This window comes from Streptomyces sp. NPDC000878 (assembly GCF_053599695.1).
In genome coordinates this window covers 1-15715 of the sequence record NZ_JBSFMT010000099.1, presented here as the reverse complement: position 1 = coordinate 15715, position 15715 = coordinate 1, and the positions used below count along the sequence as shown (strand labels likewise).

11 protein-coding genes are annotated in these 15715 nt (G+C 71.7%); 4 read left to right on the top strand and 7 right to left on the bottom strand.

Annotation, left to right across the window (positions count from 1 at the left end):
• Positions 1-74 precede the first annotated feature (74 nt).
• Positions 75-3743, top strand: coding sequence for an FxSxx-COOH system tetratricopeptide repeat protein (gene fxsT / locus ACWDR4_RS45235; protein ID WP_450417427.1), 3669 nt, complete (start codon positions 75-77; stop codon positions 3741-3743).
• A 93-nt stretch (positions 3744-3836) separates the two neighbouring features.
• On the top strand, positions 3837-4850 hold the full coding sequence (locus ACWDR4_RS45230; RefSeq protein WP_450417425.1) for a hypothetical protein: 1014 nt from the start codon (positions 3837-3839) through the stop codon (positions 4848-4850).
• Between the two features lie 78 nt (positions 4851-4928).
• On the opposite strand, the gene ACWDR4_RS45225 is transcribed toward ACWDR4_RS45230, so the two are convergent.
• The 4 genes from ACWDR4_RS45225 to ACWDR4_RS45210 form a co-directional block, all read right to left on the bottom strand.
• Positions 4929-7427: a hypothetical protein gene (locus ACWDR4_RS45225; protein WP_450417424.1), complete on the bottom strand. Its 2499-nt coding sequence runs from the start codon at positions 7425-7427 to the stop codon at positions 4929-4931.
• A gap of 57 nt (positions 7428-7484) precedes the next feature.
• Positions 7485-8588 carry a hypothetical protein gene (locus tag ACWDR4_RS45220; RefSeq protein WP_450417423.1) on the bottom strand — a complete coding sequence of 368 codons (1104 nt, stop codon included), beginning with the start codon at positions 8586-8588 and terminating at the stop codon, positions 7485-7487.
• Positions 8585-9487 (bottom strand): hypothetical protein, encoded by a 903-nt coding sequence (locus tag ACWDR4_RS45215; protein ID WP_450417421.1) that lies wholly within the window; start codon positions 9485-9487, stop codon positions 8585-8587. Before ACWDR4_RS45215 ends, ACWDR4_RS45220 begins: the two co-directional genes overlap by 4 nt.
• Before the next feature lie 157 nt (positions 9488-9644).
• Entirely contained in the window at positions 9645-10907 is a 1263-nt protein-coding gene (locus tag ACWDR4_RS45210) for a hypothetical protein (RefSeq protein ID WP_450417419.1), read from the bottom strand.
• A gap of 326 nt (positions 10908-11233) precedes the next feature.
• On the opposite strand from ACWDR4_RS45210, the gene ACWDR4_RS45205 reads away from it, so the two are divergent.
• Positions 11234-12265, top strand: coding sequence for a LacI family DNA-binding transcriptional regulator (locus ACWDR4_RS45205; protein ID WP_450417418.1), 1032 nt, complete (start codon positions 11234-11236; stop codon positions 12263-12265).
• A 25-nt stretch (positions 12266-12290) separates the two neighbouring features.
• On the opposite strand, the gene ACWDR4_RS45200 is transcribed toward ACWDR4_RS45205, so the two are convergent.
• Complete coding sequence (locus tag ACWDR4_RS45200) at positions 12291-13046, bottom strand: NPP1 family protein (RefSeq protein WP_450417417.1); 756 nt, start codon at positions 13044-13046, stop codon at positions 12291-12293.
• A 349-nt stretch (positions 13047-13395) separates the two neighbouring features.
• On the opposite strand from ACWDR4_RS45200, the gene ACWDR4_RS45195 reads away from it, so the two are divergent.
• Positions 13396-13887 carry a DUF6174 domain-containing protein gene (locus tag ACWDR4_RS45195; protein WP_450417415.1) on the top strand — a complete coding sequence of 164 codons (492 nt, stop codon included), beginning with the start codon at positions 13396-13398 and terminating at the stop codon, positions 13885-13887.
• Here the strand turns inward: ACWDR4_RS45195 and ACWDR4_RS45190 are convergent.
• Both ACWDR4_RS45190 and ACWDR4_RS45185 read right to left on the bottom strand, forming a co-directional pair.
• Positions 13863-14372 carry a hypothetical protein gene (locus ACWDR4_RS45190; RefSeq protein ID WP_450417413.1) on the bottom strand — a complete coding sequence of 170 codons (510 nt, stop codon included), beginning with the start codon at positions 14370-14372 and terminating at the stop codon, positions 13863-13865. The two genes, ACWDR4_RS45195 and ACWDR4_RS45190, sit on opposite strands and share 25 nt — an antisense overlap.
• A gap of 88 nt (positions 14373-14460) precedes the next feature.
• Positions 14461-15558, bottom strand: a complete 1098-nt coding sequence (locus ACWDR4_RS45185) for a magnesium and cobalt transport protein CorA (protein WP_450417412.1) — start codon at positions 15556-15558, stop codon at positions 14461-14463.
• Positions 15559-15715 lie beyond the last annotated feature (157 nt).

Sequence of the window (15715 nt, the reverse complement as noted above, 5' to 3'; positions counted from 1 at the left end):
TGCCTCCTTTGCATCTTTTATTCCATTCACTCTCTTTACTCCCTTTGTTCGCCGCCGCGCCGAGCGGAGAAGTCATGCCAGACGCCAACACCCCTGACCGGCCGGGGCCGTTCGCGGTCTTCCTCGCCACCTCCGAGAACCTCGGCCTGAGTACGACCCTGCGCAACGTCGCCGACATCCTCGCCGGCACCAACCGCAGCGTCCTCCTCGTCGACGGCCGTCGCGACGAACCCGCGAGCGCGCCCCCGCCCGACCCCGAACCCGGCCACGTGCACACCGCGACCGCCCCCGGCGACCCCGCGCTCGCCGCCGCGTACGACCACGTCCTCGTCGAGGCTCCGGTACCGGACACCTCCGAGACGACGGAACCGGCGCGTTTCGCCGCGTACGCCGACACGCTCGTCGTCTGCTTCGCGATGACCGCCTGGTCCATCGACGGGGCCGCCGCACTCGCCGAGGACCTGATGGCCCGCCGGGGTGACCGTCCCGTACGGCTGCTCACCCTCGGCCTCAAGAGCGACGTCGGTGTGCACGACCGGCTGCGCGACGCACGCCAGCGGGTGCGCCGGAAGTTCGCCCCGGTCGCCGCCGCGCTCGGCGGGACCGACATCCCGTTCCTCGAGATCCCGTACAACCCGCTCTACCAGGACAGCCGCAGCCTCGCCGTCGACACCGAGGACGCCGGCACGATCAGCGGACTGCGGCCCTACTACGAGCAGCTCGCCGACTGGCTGCGCGCCCGCCGCACCGCCCGCCTCACCGACGTCACCGTCGTCCACTCGGCCCGGCACGCCCTGTGGGCCGCGTGGCTGCGCGACCGGCTCGCCGTCAAGGGCGTACGTACCGAACTGCGGCGCGCCGACACGTACGCCGGTGAACGCCCGGACCCCGGTGCGGCGTTGCTCTTCCTGTCGCCCGACGACGCCGACGACACGCTCCTCGAACAGATCGGCGCTCTCTCCCACACCGACGTCCGCATCCTGCTCGTCGACGAGCCGTTCCCGCACACCGCCGCCGCCCACCACGAGCGGATCGACCTGCGCGACACCACCGAGGAAGAGGCACTGCGGGCGCTGTACACCGGCCTCGGCCTCGGCGCGCCCGAACCCGGCGACAACAGCGGCGGCGGGGCCGGGTTCCCCCGGCTGCCGGAGACCACCAACGTGGGGCCGCGCAGCGCCTTCGTGGACCGTGCCCCCCTGCTCGGCACGCTCCACGAGGAGCTGCGCGGCGCTGCCCGCGACGGCGCCTGCCTGGTGCTGCACGGCCCCAGCGGCTGGGGCAAGAGCGACACCGCGCACGAACTGTGCCACCGCTACGGAGCCTCGTACGACGTCGTGTGGTGGGTGCGCGCCTGGGAACGCACCCGGGTCGAGCGCGGCCTCGGCCGGCTCGCCGGGCGCCTCGGCGCGCCCGAGGACCGGGTCGGCACCGACGAGGACGGCCTCTCCCGGCTGCTGTCCCGGCTCTCCCGCACCGACGACGAGGCCGACAGCTGGCTCATCGTGTACGACGGTGTCACCGACCCCGCCGAACTGCACGGCCTGCTGCCCGTGCCGCACGAGCGCGGGCACGTCCTCATCACCAGCCGGACCGCACCGCCCGACAACGACCCCGCCGCCGACGCACGGCCGCCGCATCTGCGCCCCCTCGCCATCGCCCCGATGGACGCCGAGGAGAGCCGCGCGCTGCTCGCCGAGAAGGTGCCGGAGATCACCGAGCGGCAGGCCCGGCAGATCGGCAGCGTCGTCGACTCCGTCCCGCAGGCCCTGCACATCGCCGCCCACTGCCTGGCCGAACGGACCGCCGCGCACCGCCGCGACGACCACATGAACCAGGACGCCGCCGTCCGCGCCGCCGTCGGCGACCTGCTCGCCGAGTACCGCGCCGGCAAGACCGACCTGCTGCGCACCCGCGACGCGGTGAGCCCCGTCGAGGTGATGGTGCAGGTCGCCCGGCGTGTCGTACGGACCACGCCCGGCGCGCTCGCCTGGAGCGCCGAGAGTCCCGAACGCGACGCCGTGGGCTGGCTGCTGGGCGCCGCCTCCCTGCTCACCGGACGCGGTATGGGCCTGGACCTGCTGCGTTCGCGCCGCATCCTGTCCGAACTGGCCCACGACGACGACTCGGCGACGCCCGCCCCCGCCGGCACCGAGATCCTGCTGCCCGACGAGCACATGGTCAGCGTCGCCCTGTGGGCCCTGGCCCAAGTCGGCCTGCTCGACGTCGACTTCGACCGCACCCGGCAGCCCCTCGTCCAGCACCACGGACTGCGCGACCTGATCCGCGCCGGCATGGACCCCGACGAACGCGCGCACATCGAGTCCGTCCTGCGCAGCGTCCTGTCCGAACACGCCCCGCAGGGCCCCGACCTGCCCGCCGACTGGGCCCGCGAGGTGTTCTCGCTGCGCCTGTGGGAGGACCCCCGGCCCCGGGTGCGCCGCTCGCTGCTGCGCCACCTCAACGCCCTCGGCCAGCGCGCCGAGGCCGCCGACCTCGACCGCCTCCTCGACATCGCCGGACGCGCCCGTGAGCAGTGGCGAGCCGATGACGGCGATGACGGCGACGACGGCGACGACGCCGACGCCGACGAACAGTCCCCGGAATACCTGCGCCTGCTCAACTTCGTCGCCCGCGCCCACCGGCTGCGCGGCGACTACGACCTCTCCCGCCGCATCGCCCAGGACGCGCTGCGCGGCCACCGCAGGCTCCTCGGCATCACCCACCCGCGCACCCTGCTCTCCGCCGACTCCTACGCCGCCACCCTGCGCGCCCTCGGCCGCTTCGACGACGCCCTGCTGCAACTGCGGCCCGTCCTGGACGGCCTGACCCTGCTGCTCGGCCCGCAGCACCCGGCCACCATCCAGGCCGAGCACAACCTCGCCCTCACCGAGGCGCTCACCGGCCGGATCGCCCCCGCCCTGACCGCGATCCAGGACCGCTTCCGCTACCGGCAGGCCGTCGGCGGCAAGGACGACCCCGTCGCCTGGGACGCCGCCGAACTCCTCGCCTACCTCTACCGCGCCGCCGGACGCGACGGCGAGGCCCGCGACCTGCTGCGCCAGAAGCTGCGCCGGCACGGCGACACCTGGGACCTCGTCCGGCTCCGTACCGAGGTCGGCCTCGCGATCAGCGAACGCCGGCTCGCCGACGGCTTCCCCGCCCTCAAGGACCCCCTCTACAGCTACGAACTCGCCCACGAACGCGACCTGCGCGCCCTCGGCCTGTACGTCGACCGGTTCGGCCCCGACCGCTTCGACACCGTGCGCTGCCGGTTCAGCTACGCCGCCGACCTGCACGCCCTCGGCAAGGCCGACGAGGCCGAACACCAGGCCAGGCAGTGCGTCGAGACCCTCGGCCGGTGGTTCGGCCCCGGACACCCCTACACCGGCCTCGGCGAGGTGCGCCACGGCGTCTATCTGCGGGCCACGGGCGACATCCAGCTGGCCGAGGAGGTCGGCCGGGGCGCCCTCAACCTCCTCACCCACAAGCTGGGCCGCGCCCACCCCTGGGTCGCCGTCGCGGAGAACTCCCTGGCCGCCACGTTCGCCTCGGCGGGCCGCGCCGAGGAGGCCGCCGACCTCGCGAGCACCGCCCTGGCCCGCCTCGGCGACCTGGGCATCGCCCACCGCCTCGGCGGCCGACGGGTCCGCGCCCACCTGGAACACCTCACCGGCACCGACCCCACCGGGCCGGTCCCGCCCTCGGGCTACGACATCGACCTGGAACTCCCGGATGTATAACGGCAATTGACTGCATTTAACGGCAATCAACTCCAATTGCCGACGAAGCATGACGACTTATGGCGTATGACGTATAGCGAAAGGCGAGCACCCGTGGCAGCCCCCGCACCGCACGCGAGCACCACGCTGAAGGAGTCCCACTGGACTCCCAAGCGTCACGGCCTGATAACCGCGCTGTGCGAGGAGACCGTCGCACGGACGCCCGCGATCCGCTCCCTGGCCCACTACAGCAACGGCATCCTCGACTTCGCCGTCCTGCGCGCCGACCGCGCCCCGCTCTCCAGCCTGATCACCGAGAACGGCGACGACGCGCACAACGAGTCGCTGCCCGGCAGCAGACTCCTGCTGTGCGCCCAGGATCTCGGCGCCGTCCTGCGCCCGCTGAAGACGGGCGAGCTGATGCGCACGGTCCTCGCGGGCGGGCGCGCCGGCCTGTGGGGCGGCCGGGCCCGCCCCGACGAGTTCCTGGCCGCGGTGACGGACGTACCCGGCGGCGTGCCCGAGATGGACGAGGCGATGAACCGGCTCACGGCCCGCATACGGACCGAAGTGCACGGCCTGCCCGACGAGTTGCTCGGCGGTGACGCCCAGGCGAAGGCCCACCTCCAGACCGGGGAGGCACCCGCGGGCCCCCAGGTCGACTTCGGGACGGCCGCCGCCCCCGACACCGTGTACGAGCAGCGGCTGCGCGACCTGTGGCGCACCCACGTGAACACCACGGACCTCCAGTACGCCGGCTACTACCGGGACTGGACGCTGGTCTGCGTCGGCGACGTCTTCGACAGCCAGGAACTCGGCCCCCGCTTCATGGACGTCAGCGTACGCACCCGGCGCACCGCCTACCGCGACCTCTCCCGCAGCCTGCGCGGCCACCTGGTCCGCCTCAAGGACGCCCTAGACCTGATCGCCCCACCCCCCGGCGGCGGCGCCTCCATCGACCGCCTCGTCCTCGACGTCCAGGAGGGCGCACTCTACGTCCACTGGCTGACCCCACGAGCCTTCCTCGTGGGCGTAACCCTGGACCAGAGACAGGTAGCCAACGCGGAACGAAGACTGACGGGCCTGGCGCAGGCAGCAGGCGGGGTCGAGGTCCCAACGCCCCGCTGAGCGCGCCCCAAAGGGGCGCGGGGAACTGCGCGACCAGCCCCCACCGGGCCCGCAGACGAACACGCACCCATCCCCGCCCTAGGACACCACCGGCGCACTCAAAGTCCCCCAAACCTCCTCCGCAAGCACCTCAACCGTACGAGCCGGGGTAAGCGGATTCGGATGCTCAGCGCCGCCAAGCAGATGCACCGGCAACACCTCCACCGCGTTCTCGTACTCCCGACAGATCCGCCGCAACTCCCTCAACTGAACCTCGGTCGGCATCCCCGGCGTGGCCCCCCGGGCCCACACCGAGACCGCCCCCCGAAACTCCTCCGTCAACGCCCGCACCAACGTCGCACACCCCAGAACGCGCAACTCCGCCGAGCCCGCCGCAGCCCGCCGCGTCACCGCCTCCAGCATCGCCAACGCGTCCCGGAACCGCCGCCACACCGGGCCAGGCAGCTCCTCCGGCGGCTCCGGCTCGGGCGCCGCGCGCCCACCCGTCACCGCCGGTACGGCCGGACGCGCCGCCTCCAGCGTCATCGCGGCCAGATTGCGCCGCATCTCGTCGAGATGGGCCGTCTGCTGCTCCAGATTCCGCCGCATCCGCTCGCCCAGCTCGGCGAGATCCTCCTCCCGGCCCTCCTCCACGAGCCGCCGCTCCAGTTGCAGCAGCGCCTCGTGCACGCTCCGCGGGAACCGACCCTGCCGGTACACCAGAGGGCGGGAGCCGATCGACCGGCCGAGCCGGTCCTGCATCGCGTGCGACACCAGGCCGTTGACCACCAGCAGCGCCTCGAACCGGCCCGGGCGCACCGCGCCGCGCAACCCGTTCACCTGGGTGACGATCCGTTCGACGTCGTCGGCGAGGAGGAGCGAGCGGGCGTAGAGCACCGCGATGTAGGCGTTCGGCGCCGGCGACAGCCAGTACAGGACCTCCTCCCGGCCACCGGCCGAGCGCGTGAGCCTGGCCGGCACCGGATCACGGGAGGCGATCCGCCACTGGCCCAGATCGAGGGCGTCGTGCACATCGCCCAACACCCGCTGGTACGACACGCGTTCGTGCAGCGCCCGGACCGCCCGCAGGACCGTCGCACCGGGCACCCGGCTCACCGCGCCGTCGCGGTCCTCGCTGAGCTGCCAGGCCTCCCGGCACGTCTTGAGCACCTCGCGGGGCACACCCTCGGTCAACTCGTGGAGCAGCCGCAGCGCTTCGTCGTCGAAGGGTCCGGTGGACGGCGACGGCGGCGGCGGTGGTCCGGTCCCGGACGCCCCCGCGCCGTCGGCCACCTCCTCGACCGAGCCCTCGTCCACCACCTCACGCGTGCCCTCGTCCCCCGAGCCCTCGTCCGCCTCGTCACCCGAGGCGAGATACCGGGCCACCAACTCCCCTGTACGGTCCTGGTCGAGCCCGGTCGGCCACAGCTGCACCACTCGCTCGTGCACGCTCTGGCGCAGCGCCCGCAGCCCGTCGGGCGAGGAGCAGAACACCAGCAGACCGCCGTGGCTCGTATAGATGTTGATGAGGCGTTCGAAGGCGTCGATGAACGCGCGCCGGCTCTCGTCCGGCCAGTCCAGGACCTTCTCCAGCGAGTCGAGGAGCAGGACGTACGGCCGTCCGACTCGGCCGTGCAGAAAGCCCTGCACGGTCAGCGCGTCGAAGACCCGGTCGATGCCGGCCGCGTTGTCCCGGCGCCCCGCCGACGGACCGATCGCCTCCGTGATGCCGCGCTCGCGCAGCGGCTCGGCGGGCTCCGCGCCGTTCAGCCAGTTCCACACCATCCGGTTGAACGGCGGCTCCAGGAGCAGCGCGAGCGCGCTGGAGAACCTGCGGTGCTCGGTGACCTCGCCCAGGGTGCCGCGCAGGTCGGCGTGGATCACCTCGGGGTCGTAGCGCAGCGCCGACACCACCTTGTCCGGGTCGAGCACCCGGTCGCGCAGCCCGGTCGCGATCTCCCGCAGGGTGCCGCGGCGCGGGTCGTCGTCCTCGCCGCCGACCCAGCCGGCCGTCACATACGCGTAGTAGTCGCGCACCAGCTCCTCGAAGGCCCGCTTGCCCTGCTCGGTGTCGCCGGGTCCGCGCAGCCGGTCGCGGTAGAGCCGCCCCATGTCCTGCGCCGGTTCGTCCACTATCCAGGTCGCCGTCTCGGGGTGCTGTGCCCTGAGCGTCTGGTAACTCCGGCGCAGGGCATGGCTCTTGCCGAGGCCGAACTCGCCGACCAGGGCGATCGCCCGGCCGCGTCGGCCACCGGCGGCGGGCGGCGCGAAGTAGTCGTCGACGAGCGACTCGACGTCCTCGATGAGCGGGGTGTCGATGTGGGCGTTGCCCGAGTCGGCCGCCTGCACCCGCGCGTCCCCCAGGTCGGACATGGGTCCCAGGCGCACGACAGGGCTCAGCGGGAAGGGGTTGCGGTGCCAGGTGGGTCCACTGGTCGGCGTCACGATGGCACTCCTCGTGTGTCCGGTGTCGGCCTTGGGAGCGGCGAGCGGGTGCAACGGGTACTGCGAGTACAGCGGGTGCAGCGAGGGCTGCGGATACGGCAAGTAGTGCGAGTACTGCGAGTACTGCGGATTCAGCGAGTCTGGCGAGGACATCTGTTCGGTTCCTGTGTACGGGTGGAACGGGCGCGTCGGGAGTCCCCCGGACAGGCCCTAGGCGGGTCTGCGAGGCGCGCGGCCCGGGGCGGGCGGCGTACGGCCCAGGTCCGCGGGGTCGAGGGTGGGGGCGGCGAGGTCGGCGGCGGTCACCCGCACCCGGCCGCCCGCGAGTCTCTGCCGCTCGGCGACCCGGAAACACTCCCGGCGCAGATGCCGTACGTCGGCGAGGCTCCACGGATCGGGGGCCGGCTCCGCGCTCTGGCCCTGGACTTGACCCTGACCCTGGCTCGGGATCGCGGACAGCGGCGACACGGTGTCCTCCGGGTCGGGATGGCCGCCGCGAGCGGTCTCGGTGAACTTCACGGTGTCCTCCGTGGCGAGCGATCCGAGCGAGAGATGGGTGAGAGCCGTGTTCGGCGGCAGGCCCGCGATCACCTCACCCGCCGTTCGCGGATTCTGGTGACTGATCTCGACGAACAGTACGATCCGGCTCTCCGCGTGGCTCAGCCACGTCTTGAGGAAGTTCGTCCGCACCTCGCCCCCGGCGTCCCGCCAGTCGATGTGCGGGACGATCGCGAACAGCAGACCGTTCTGCTGGGCGAGCAGCTTGCTGATGGCGCTGAACGCCTTGGGGACGTCGTCACCGGTGAACGTCGGGTCGAGCGACACCCCGGGGAACTCCCGCTCCAGCGTCTCGACGATCCGGTCGCGGATCGCCGTGTTGATCTCCGGGGTCTGCGCGAAGTCGCCCCGACGGTCCCAGCTGACCTTGTCCCCGAGGTTCTCGTACCCCCCGGCCATCGCCACCACCGGACGCACCAGGCCCTCGATGTACTCCTGCGCCCAGTGCACGCACCGGTGGATGAGCGTGGTCTTGCCCATGCCCACCGGCCCGGTCACCACGACCAGATGGCCTCGGCGCGCCTCCGGGTCGAGCAGTCCGGGCAGCTCCTCCTGGAGGCACTCCTCGAACAGGTCCAGCTGCTCCCGGGCGTGGTCGACGTCCACCCACTGGTGGACATGGCTCTCGTCCTTCCAGGGCACCAGCGGATGGTCGGCCTTCGGCCGCACGTGCGTCGCGGGCAGCCGGTCCCGGCTCTCCGGCACATACACGCCGAAGGGGTTCGCGTTCTCCGTCTCGTCGAGCGGCCCGATCATTCGGCGCCCCCTGTCGTCCCGGACTGCGCGGAGCCGGACCGCCGGGTGCGCCAACTCCAGTACGGGAAGGCGCGGTTCAGCTCGGGCAGGGAACGCAGGCAGCTGACCACGGACGCGTGTTCCTCGTTCGCGATACCGACACGGGTCTCCGAGTCGAGCACATAGCCGCCGCCGCTCCTCGGCAACGGCTCGGCCAGCGGCAGCCCGTCGGCGATCCGCTCCGCCGCCGCGAGCCGGGCGGCGGGGCCGGGCACCCGGGAGAGGGCGGCGGTCAGCGCCTCCCGCGCGGAGCGCACCGCCGAGTGGTCCGCCAGGTCGTAGGACGCTCCGTACGTGTCGAGGTACTCCCGTACGGCATCCCGGTACGCGTTCTCCGTCGTCCTCAACTCCAGCCGCAGCGACCGCCGTTCGGCTGAGCCCCGCTCGTAGGACTGGCCGCCCAGGGCGAGCAGCGCACCCAGCAGAAGCAGGGGTAACTGCTTGAGCGCGGTCATGAACCAGCCGTCCCCGTCCGCCTCCTCGGCCCGCGCGGCCGTCCCCGGCGAGTCCGACTCGGCGGCCATCAGCGCGGCGCAGGCCCGCCCGAATTCGTCGTCGTGGTCCTTGGCCCACTGCTCCGGCGTGACCTTCGCGCCGTCCTTCAGCAGCCCCAGCCGGACGGCCGCCGTGAGCAGGTCGGTGCGGTGGGCCGGCGCGAGGCAGTACACCAACTGGGCGTCCCGCTCAGGCGAGTTGGCGTCCCCCGAGGATGCGGCGAAGGCAGGCACGGCACCGGCGGCCAGCAATAGGAGGGCCGCCCCGGTCACCACGCGCCGTCGGCGGCCAGGGGGAGCGATGCTCCGGGCACTCCGGGTGCTCCGGTTCAGCGGCCGGGTGCCACCGCACGGCACCCCTCGCACACCTGATCTCCTCGCCTGCCTCATCAACGTCTCCCCCGTCCGGTACCGGCACTTCAACACGCCTGGTTGGTCTCGTACGTCTTGATACGTCTTGCATTCCCCACGGCCGCTGCCTGTCCCACATTTCCGGCAGCCGAACTCCGGACCCGAACTCCGGCTATGCGACCGACTGTTCGCCGTCCGGCTCTGTCTGCGTCCCCGTCGTCTCCGTCCCCGTCTCCGTCCGCTGGTCGTACGGAGAGTGACGCTCACCGTCGGAGGAGAGTTCCCGGCGGGCGCGCGGGCGCCAGCGCCGGGGCGGACGTGCCAGCAGCGCCTGTGAGGTGCCGTGCAGCAGGTTGACGGTGATCACGGCCGGGCCGACGATCGCGGCGGTGCCCGGGAAGTCGCGCTCCAGGGTCAGGGCGATCAGCACGGCCGTGATGCCGTTCTGCTGCCCGAGGCCCAGCGCGATCCGGTCGCCGCGCTCCAACCCCCGTACGAACAACGGCATCACCCCGAGCGCCACCACCGCCTGCGCCGCGAACGCCGCCACGCCGAGCACGAACCCCGGCCACAGCTCCACCCCGTGCGAGAGCAGCAGCCCGAGCGTCAGGAACGCGGCGAGGAAGGCGCCGCCGACCGCCCGGCCGACCGCCTTGTCGAGCACCCCGGCCCGCAGTACGAGCCCGGCCAGCGCCACCCCGAGCATCAGCTGGTTCAGCGCCGCGAGCACCAGCATCGCCCCGACGAGCAGTACGGCGCCGCCGGCCTTCGTGCGCCGGACCGCCGGCACGTCCGGCAGCCGCGACACCGCCCGCCGCCCGGCCCACCACAACAGCACCGCGACGGCCAGGAGTACGGCGTTGAAGAGGAGCCCGGTCGCGTAGTCGCCGCCCGCGCCCCGGCTGATCCCGGGGGCGCCCTCGTGCCCCGCGGCCGTATAGGCGTACCCCGCCAGATAGATGGTCAGCAGGACCGTCATCGGGTCGTCGAACGAAGCCCACGCCGTCAGCAGGGACTGGGCACGCGGCGACATCCGGCCCTTGCCGGTCAGGGCGGCGACCGACAGCGGGTCGATCTGGGCGACGGCGATGCCCAGCACCAGATACTCCGGCCGCCCGAACACCAGCATCATCGTGCCGGCGATCAGACCGGCCTTCAGGACCACGCCCAGGGTGACCGCGGCGACCACACCGCGCAGATCGGCACGCAGCGCCTTGAGATCGATCGAGTACGTGCTCCCGTACAGGCCGACCGCGAGCAGCAGCGCCGCCCCGAACACATAGGCGCCGGACCCGGTCAGCGCCGAGACGTCCACCGCCAGACCGGCCAGGATTCCCAGTACCAGCAGGCCGGCGCCGCCGAGCACGATGCCCGGGACGACCTCGGGGAGACGTACCGCCAGTTGTCGTACACGGGTGCGCGGGGATGCCCCCATGGCCTCTTCCCCCCTCCGCTCCGGCCCCGCGCGGCGTCCGGCACGGCCGGAGACGCTCTCCCGGTGGTGCGTGTGCGACCGCCGCGGGGCAGGTGAATGGTAGGGGTCGGGGTGCCGGGGGAGAAGCCCAAGATCGGCCTTCCGCCGTGCCCGTGGACGACCCCTGGCCGGTACGCGACCCGACGGGCCGGCGCCGCTGCCGCCCCGCTCTGTCCCCCTTCTCTTCACGATGCCCGGCCGGGACCGCCCGCGAACCCGGCGCACCGGCCTGGCCGAAAGCCAACGTTCCTTTCCGGCAGGGTATTTGACGCCCGTACACTCACCCGGTGACAAAGGTGACACGGGACGACGTCGCCAGACTCGCGGGAACTTCCAGCGCGGTTGTCAGTTACGTCGTCAACAATGGCCCCAGGCCCGTCTCTTCGGAGAAACGCCGACGCGTTCTCGAAGCCGTCAAGGAACTCGGATACCGGCCCGACCGGGTGGCTCAGGCCATGGCCAGCCGTCGTACGGACCTGTTGGGACTGATTGTTCCCGACGCCCGTCAGCCATTTTTCGGGGAAATCACCCACGCGTTGGAACGCGCCGCCGCCGACCGGGGAAAAATGGTGCTCGTCGGCAACTCCGATTACCAGGAGGAGCGCGAAATCCATTACCTGCACGCCTTTTTGGGGATGCGGGTGTCGGCGCTGATCCTGGTCAGTCTGGGACTCGGCGACCGGGCCGCCGCCGAGATCGACACCATGGACACCCGGGTCGTGCTGATGCACGAACGGTCCGCGTCCGTACGGAAGTTCGCCGTGGTCACCGATGACATCGAGGGTGCACGGCTCGCCACCCGGCATCTCCTCCAGCACGGTCACACCGCCGTGGCCTGCCTCGGCGGACCCGAGTCGGCACCCCGGGCCGGCGATCCCGTCGCCGACCATGTCGAGGGCTGGCGCAAGGCGATGGCCGACGCCGGCCGCTCCACCGAGGGGCTCCTCTTCCGCGCCCCCTACAGCCGGTACGGCACCTACGAGATCGCGCTTCGTCTGCTCGCCGCCCCCGGCAGGCCGACCGCCGTGTTCTGCTCGACGGACGACCAGGCGATCGGTCTGCTGCGGGCGGCCCGTGAACTGGGCGTGGACGTACCGGGCGAGCTGGCGGTGGCGGGCTTCGACGACGTCAAGGAGGCGGCGATGACCGACCCGCCGCTGACGACGGTCGCCTCCGACCGCCAGGCGATGGCCCGTACGGCGGTGGACATGGCGCTCGACGCGGACCTGGACGCGGTGACGTCCGGCGGGACGGACCGCACCCGGCGCTTCCCGTCCCACCTGGTCGTCCGGGCGTCGTGCGGCTGCCCGGCCGCCTAGCCGCGGCAGCCGGGCCTCGGCTCCGTCAGGCGTTCGGGTCGAACGAGATGCCCGACGGCAGGGCCTTGGTGAGGTGGGCGGCGAAGTTGGCGTCCTTGAGACCGAAGTTGGCGCTGCCGAAGTCGTACGCGCTCAACTTGTCGCGCAGACCGGCCGGGTAGCCGTTCCAGCCGACCAGGTCCGGGTACTGCCAGGTGCCGTAGGCGTTCTCCGGCGGCTCGTCGTTCGAACCGGCGATCCGGAAGGTGTGGGTGCTCACCCCGTCCTTGTGGTACACGATCTTGGGGTGGTTGCCGTCCCAGCGGACCGCGCTGGCGGCCTGGACCACGAACTCACCGTGCGCGGACGTGGCGACGTACTTGGCCTGACCGTCCTGCACCCACACCACGACGTGCTCCCAGTCGTGCCGGTGGCCGCCGATCGTCGCCTGGTCCTTCTCGAAGTAGAGGGCGTACATGATCGCGCACCAGCCGTTGTTGCACTTCTCGCGCGAGTAACCGTTGGTGTTGTCGAGGTCCGAGGTGTCGTGGCACTCGCCGCTGACCGAACCGGACGGGTTGAGACCGCCGTTGACGGTTCCGTCGGGGCCGATGGCCGGCGTGGGGTAGCAGCCGTCGGTGTCGTAGTCGTAGGCCGGCTGCCAGGTGTTCTCAAGGGTGTCGGCGTTGGCGGGCAGGGCCGACGGCGGGGCGGCGAAGGCGCTGCCGGGAACGGCGACGACCAGCGCGACGGCGCTGCCGAGAACCAGCGAGGCTCTGCGGACGCGCGAGGTGATCTTCACTGCGTGCTCCTGATGACCGTGGGGGTGACGGGTGACGGGGAGTGGGGGGTGGAAGGCAACGGTCCGGTTGGCGTGCCCGGAACAAAGTTGCCCCATCGCCCGACGGTCTGATCGTTGACAGGTGTCACTGTGATGAAAACTCAACCAACAGTGCGGTTGGGGGAGTTGGGGTCAGTGGGGTTCGTGGAGGGGCGGGGAGGGGTGAGGAGGGGGAGGAAGAGGGGGAATGCGGCCTGAAGGCTTCCGCTTCTCGGGCGGTTCTCGGCGGCTCTCGACTGAACGGTTTCCGGCGGAATCGCGTCGTAGTCGTAGGGGCGGTAGGCGCGTTCACTTGTACAGGGGGATCACCATGGCTTCGGTCCGATTGCTGTCGTCCGTCGTGCTGGTCGGGGGGCTGGTGTGCGCGGCCGTCGGCTGTGGCGGGGACTCCGGGGCCTCGGTGTCCGCACCGGCACCGTCCTCCCCGTCGTCCTCGTTCTCGTCGTTCGCGGACTCCTGGGACGAACCCGCCGCGTACGCCTACACGTTGACGTCGAGCGAGGGGGAACGCAGCCTCATCGGCACGTTCCGGGTGACGGTCCGGGACGGGAAGGTGACCAAGGCGGTCGGGCTCGACGAGAGCGGGCGGGGCGCCGTACGGCGAGCGCCCGAGGAAGTGCCCACCATCGGCGGCCTGTTGGACCGGCTGGCCCGCGCGCATACGGACGGCGCGGACACGGCGGAGGCGGCGTACGCGCCCGACGGGCACCCCGAACGCATCACCCTGGACCCGCTGAAGAACGCGGTCGACGACGAGGAGTCGTACGTCATCAGCGACTACGAGCCAGGGGTGGGTCCCTGACTGGCGGTGCCCTGACCGGTGTTGCTCTGGCTCCCCTGGACGCTCAGGTCCTGGATCGTGCCGCCCACCTTCTGGCGCAGCGGTTCCAGGAGCTTGGGGGCCGCGCTGATGACCCACTTGGTGCCGACCAGGTACTTGCCGCCGTACATGGCCGCGCTGTCCAGCCAGGTCAGCTTGTACTTCTCCTCGGGGAACGTCGTGATCAGATAGTCGCCCGGCGCGGTGTGGCAGACGCCCTCGCGCAGTTCGTCCGCGTCGGTACGGATCTTCACGGTGCAGCCCGTCAGCTGGGCGATCACCTCGACCTTGGCGGGCGCGACCACGGCGGCGACGGGGGCGGGAGTCATGGACTCCGAAGCCTTTTTATCTGCCTTGTTCGTGTCCGAGGTGCAGGCCGTGGCCATGGGGAGGACGACGGCCGTCAGGAGTGCGGCGAGCGCGACGGCCCTGCGGGGGAACGATCGCCGGGATTGCTGCTGGAACACTGCGCCTCTCCAGGTCGGCTGGTACGGCGGAAGTAGACGCACCGGACGTACGACTCGACAGGAGATACGGACGGGCGGTGGGCCGCGTTCACAGCCAGCCGTTGCGCTTGAATCCCCGGTGGACGAAGAAGCAGGCGGTGGCGATGACGCCGAGGACGAGCGGGTAGCCGAAGCGCCAGTGCAGTTCGGGCATGTGCTCGAAGTTCATGCCGTAGACGCCGCAGACCATGGTCGGTACGGCGATGATCGCGGCCCAGGCGGTGATCTTCCGCATGTCCTCGTTCTGGCCGACGGTGACCTGGGCGAGGTGGGCCTGGAGGATCGAGTCGAGCAGCGCGTCGAAGGCGTGGATCTGCTCGGTGGCGCGGATGAGGTGGTCGGCGACGTCCCGGAAGTAGGCCTGTATCGCCGGCTCGATGGAGTGCATCGGCTCGGTGGCGAGCTGCTGGAGGGGTCGGGCGAGGGGGACCACCGCCCGCTTCAGTTCGAGGAGTTCACGCTTGAGCTGGTAGATACGGCCGGCGTCGGCGGTGCGCGGGCTCTGCGGGGAGAAGACGTCCGACTCGACCTGGTCGATGTCGTCCTGGACGGCGTCCGTGACCTGCAGATAGTCGTCCACGACATGGTCGGCTACGGCGTGCAGCACGGCGGCCGGGCCCTTGCCGAGCTGCTCCGGGTCGGCCTCCAGGTCCTCGCGCAGGGGGCCGAGGGAGCCGTGCCGGCCGTGGCGGACGGTGACGACGAAGTCGGGGCCGGCGAAGACCATGATCTCGCCGGTGGTGACGACCTCGCTGGTCGCGGTGAGTTCCTCGTGCTCGACGTAGCAGACCGTCTTGAACACGGCGAACAGGATCTCGCCGTACCGCTCCACCTTGGGGCGCTGATGGGCCTGGACGGCGTCCTCGACGGCGAGCGGGTGCAGGCCGAACAGTTCGGCGACGCGGGCGAACTCCGTCTGGGAGGGTTCGTGGAGGCCGAGCCAGACGAAGCCGCGGTTGTGCTTGCGGACGCGGGCGACGGACTCCTCGACGGTCGGGGCGGTGTCCTGGCGGACACCGTCGCGGTAGATCACGCAGTTGACGACGGCCGAGCCCAGCGGTGAACGGGCGGGATGACTGAGGTCCACGCGCCGCCGCCCACGCCGAGCCAGGCGGGCCACTTTGCGCAGGCTGCCGACCATCGACATGCGGTTGCTCCTTCTCCGGGTCCGGACAGTGTGGCAGGTAGGAGTAAAGGGGAGGTCAGGGGATGCATCTCGCCCCCGCCGCCCCTACCCGTCCCATCCTTCTGGGGGCCGACGGTGGCCGCCCGTACCTGGTCGTACGAGGCGGTCACTGCGGACC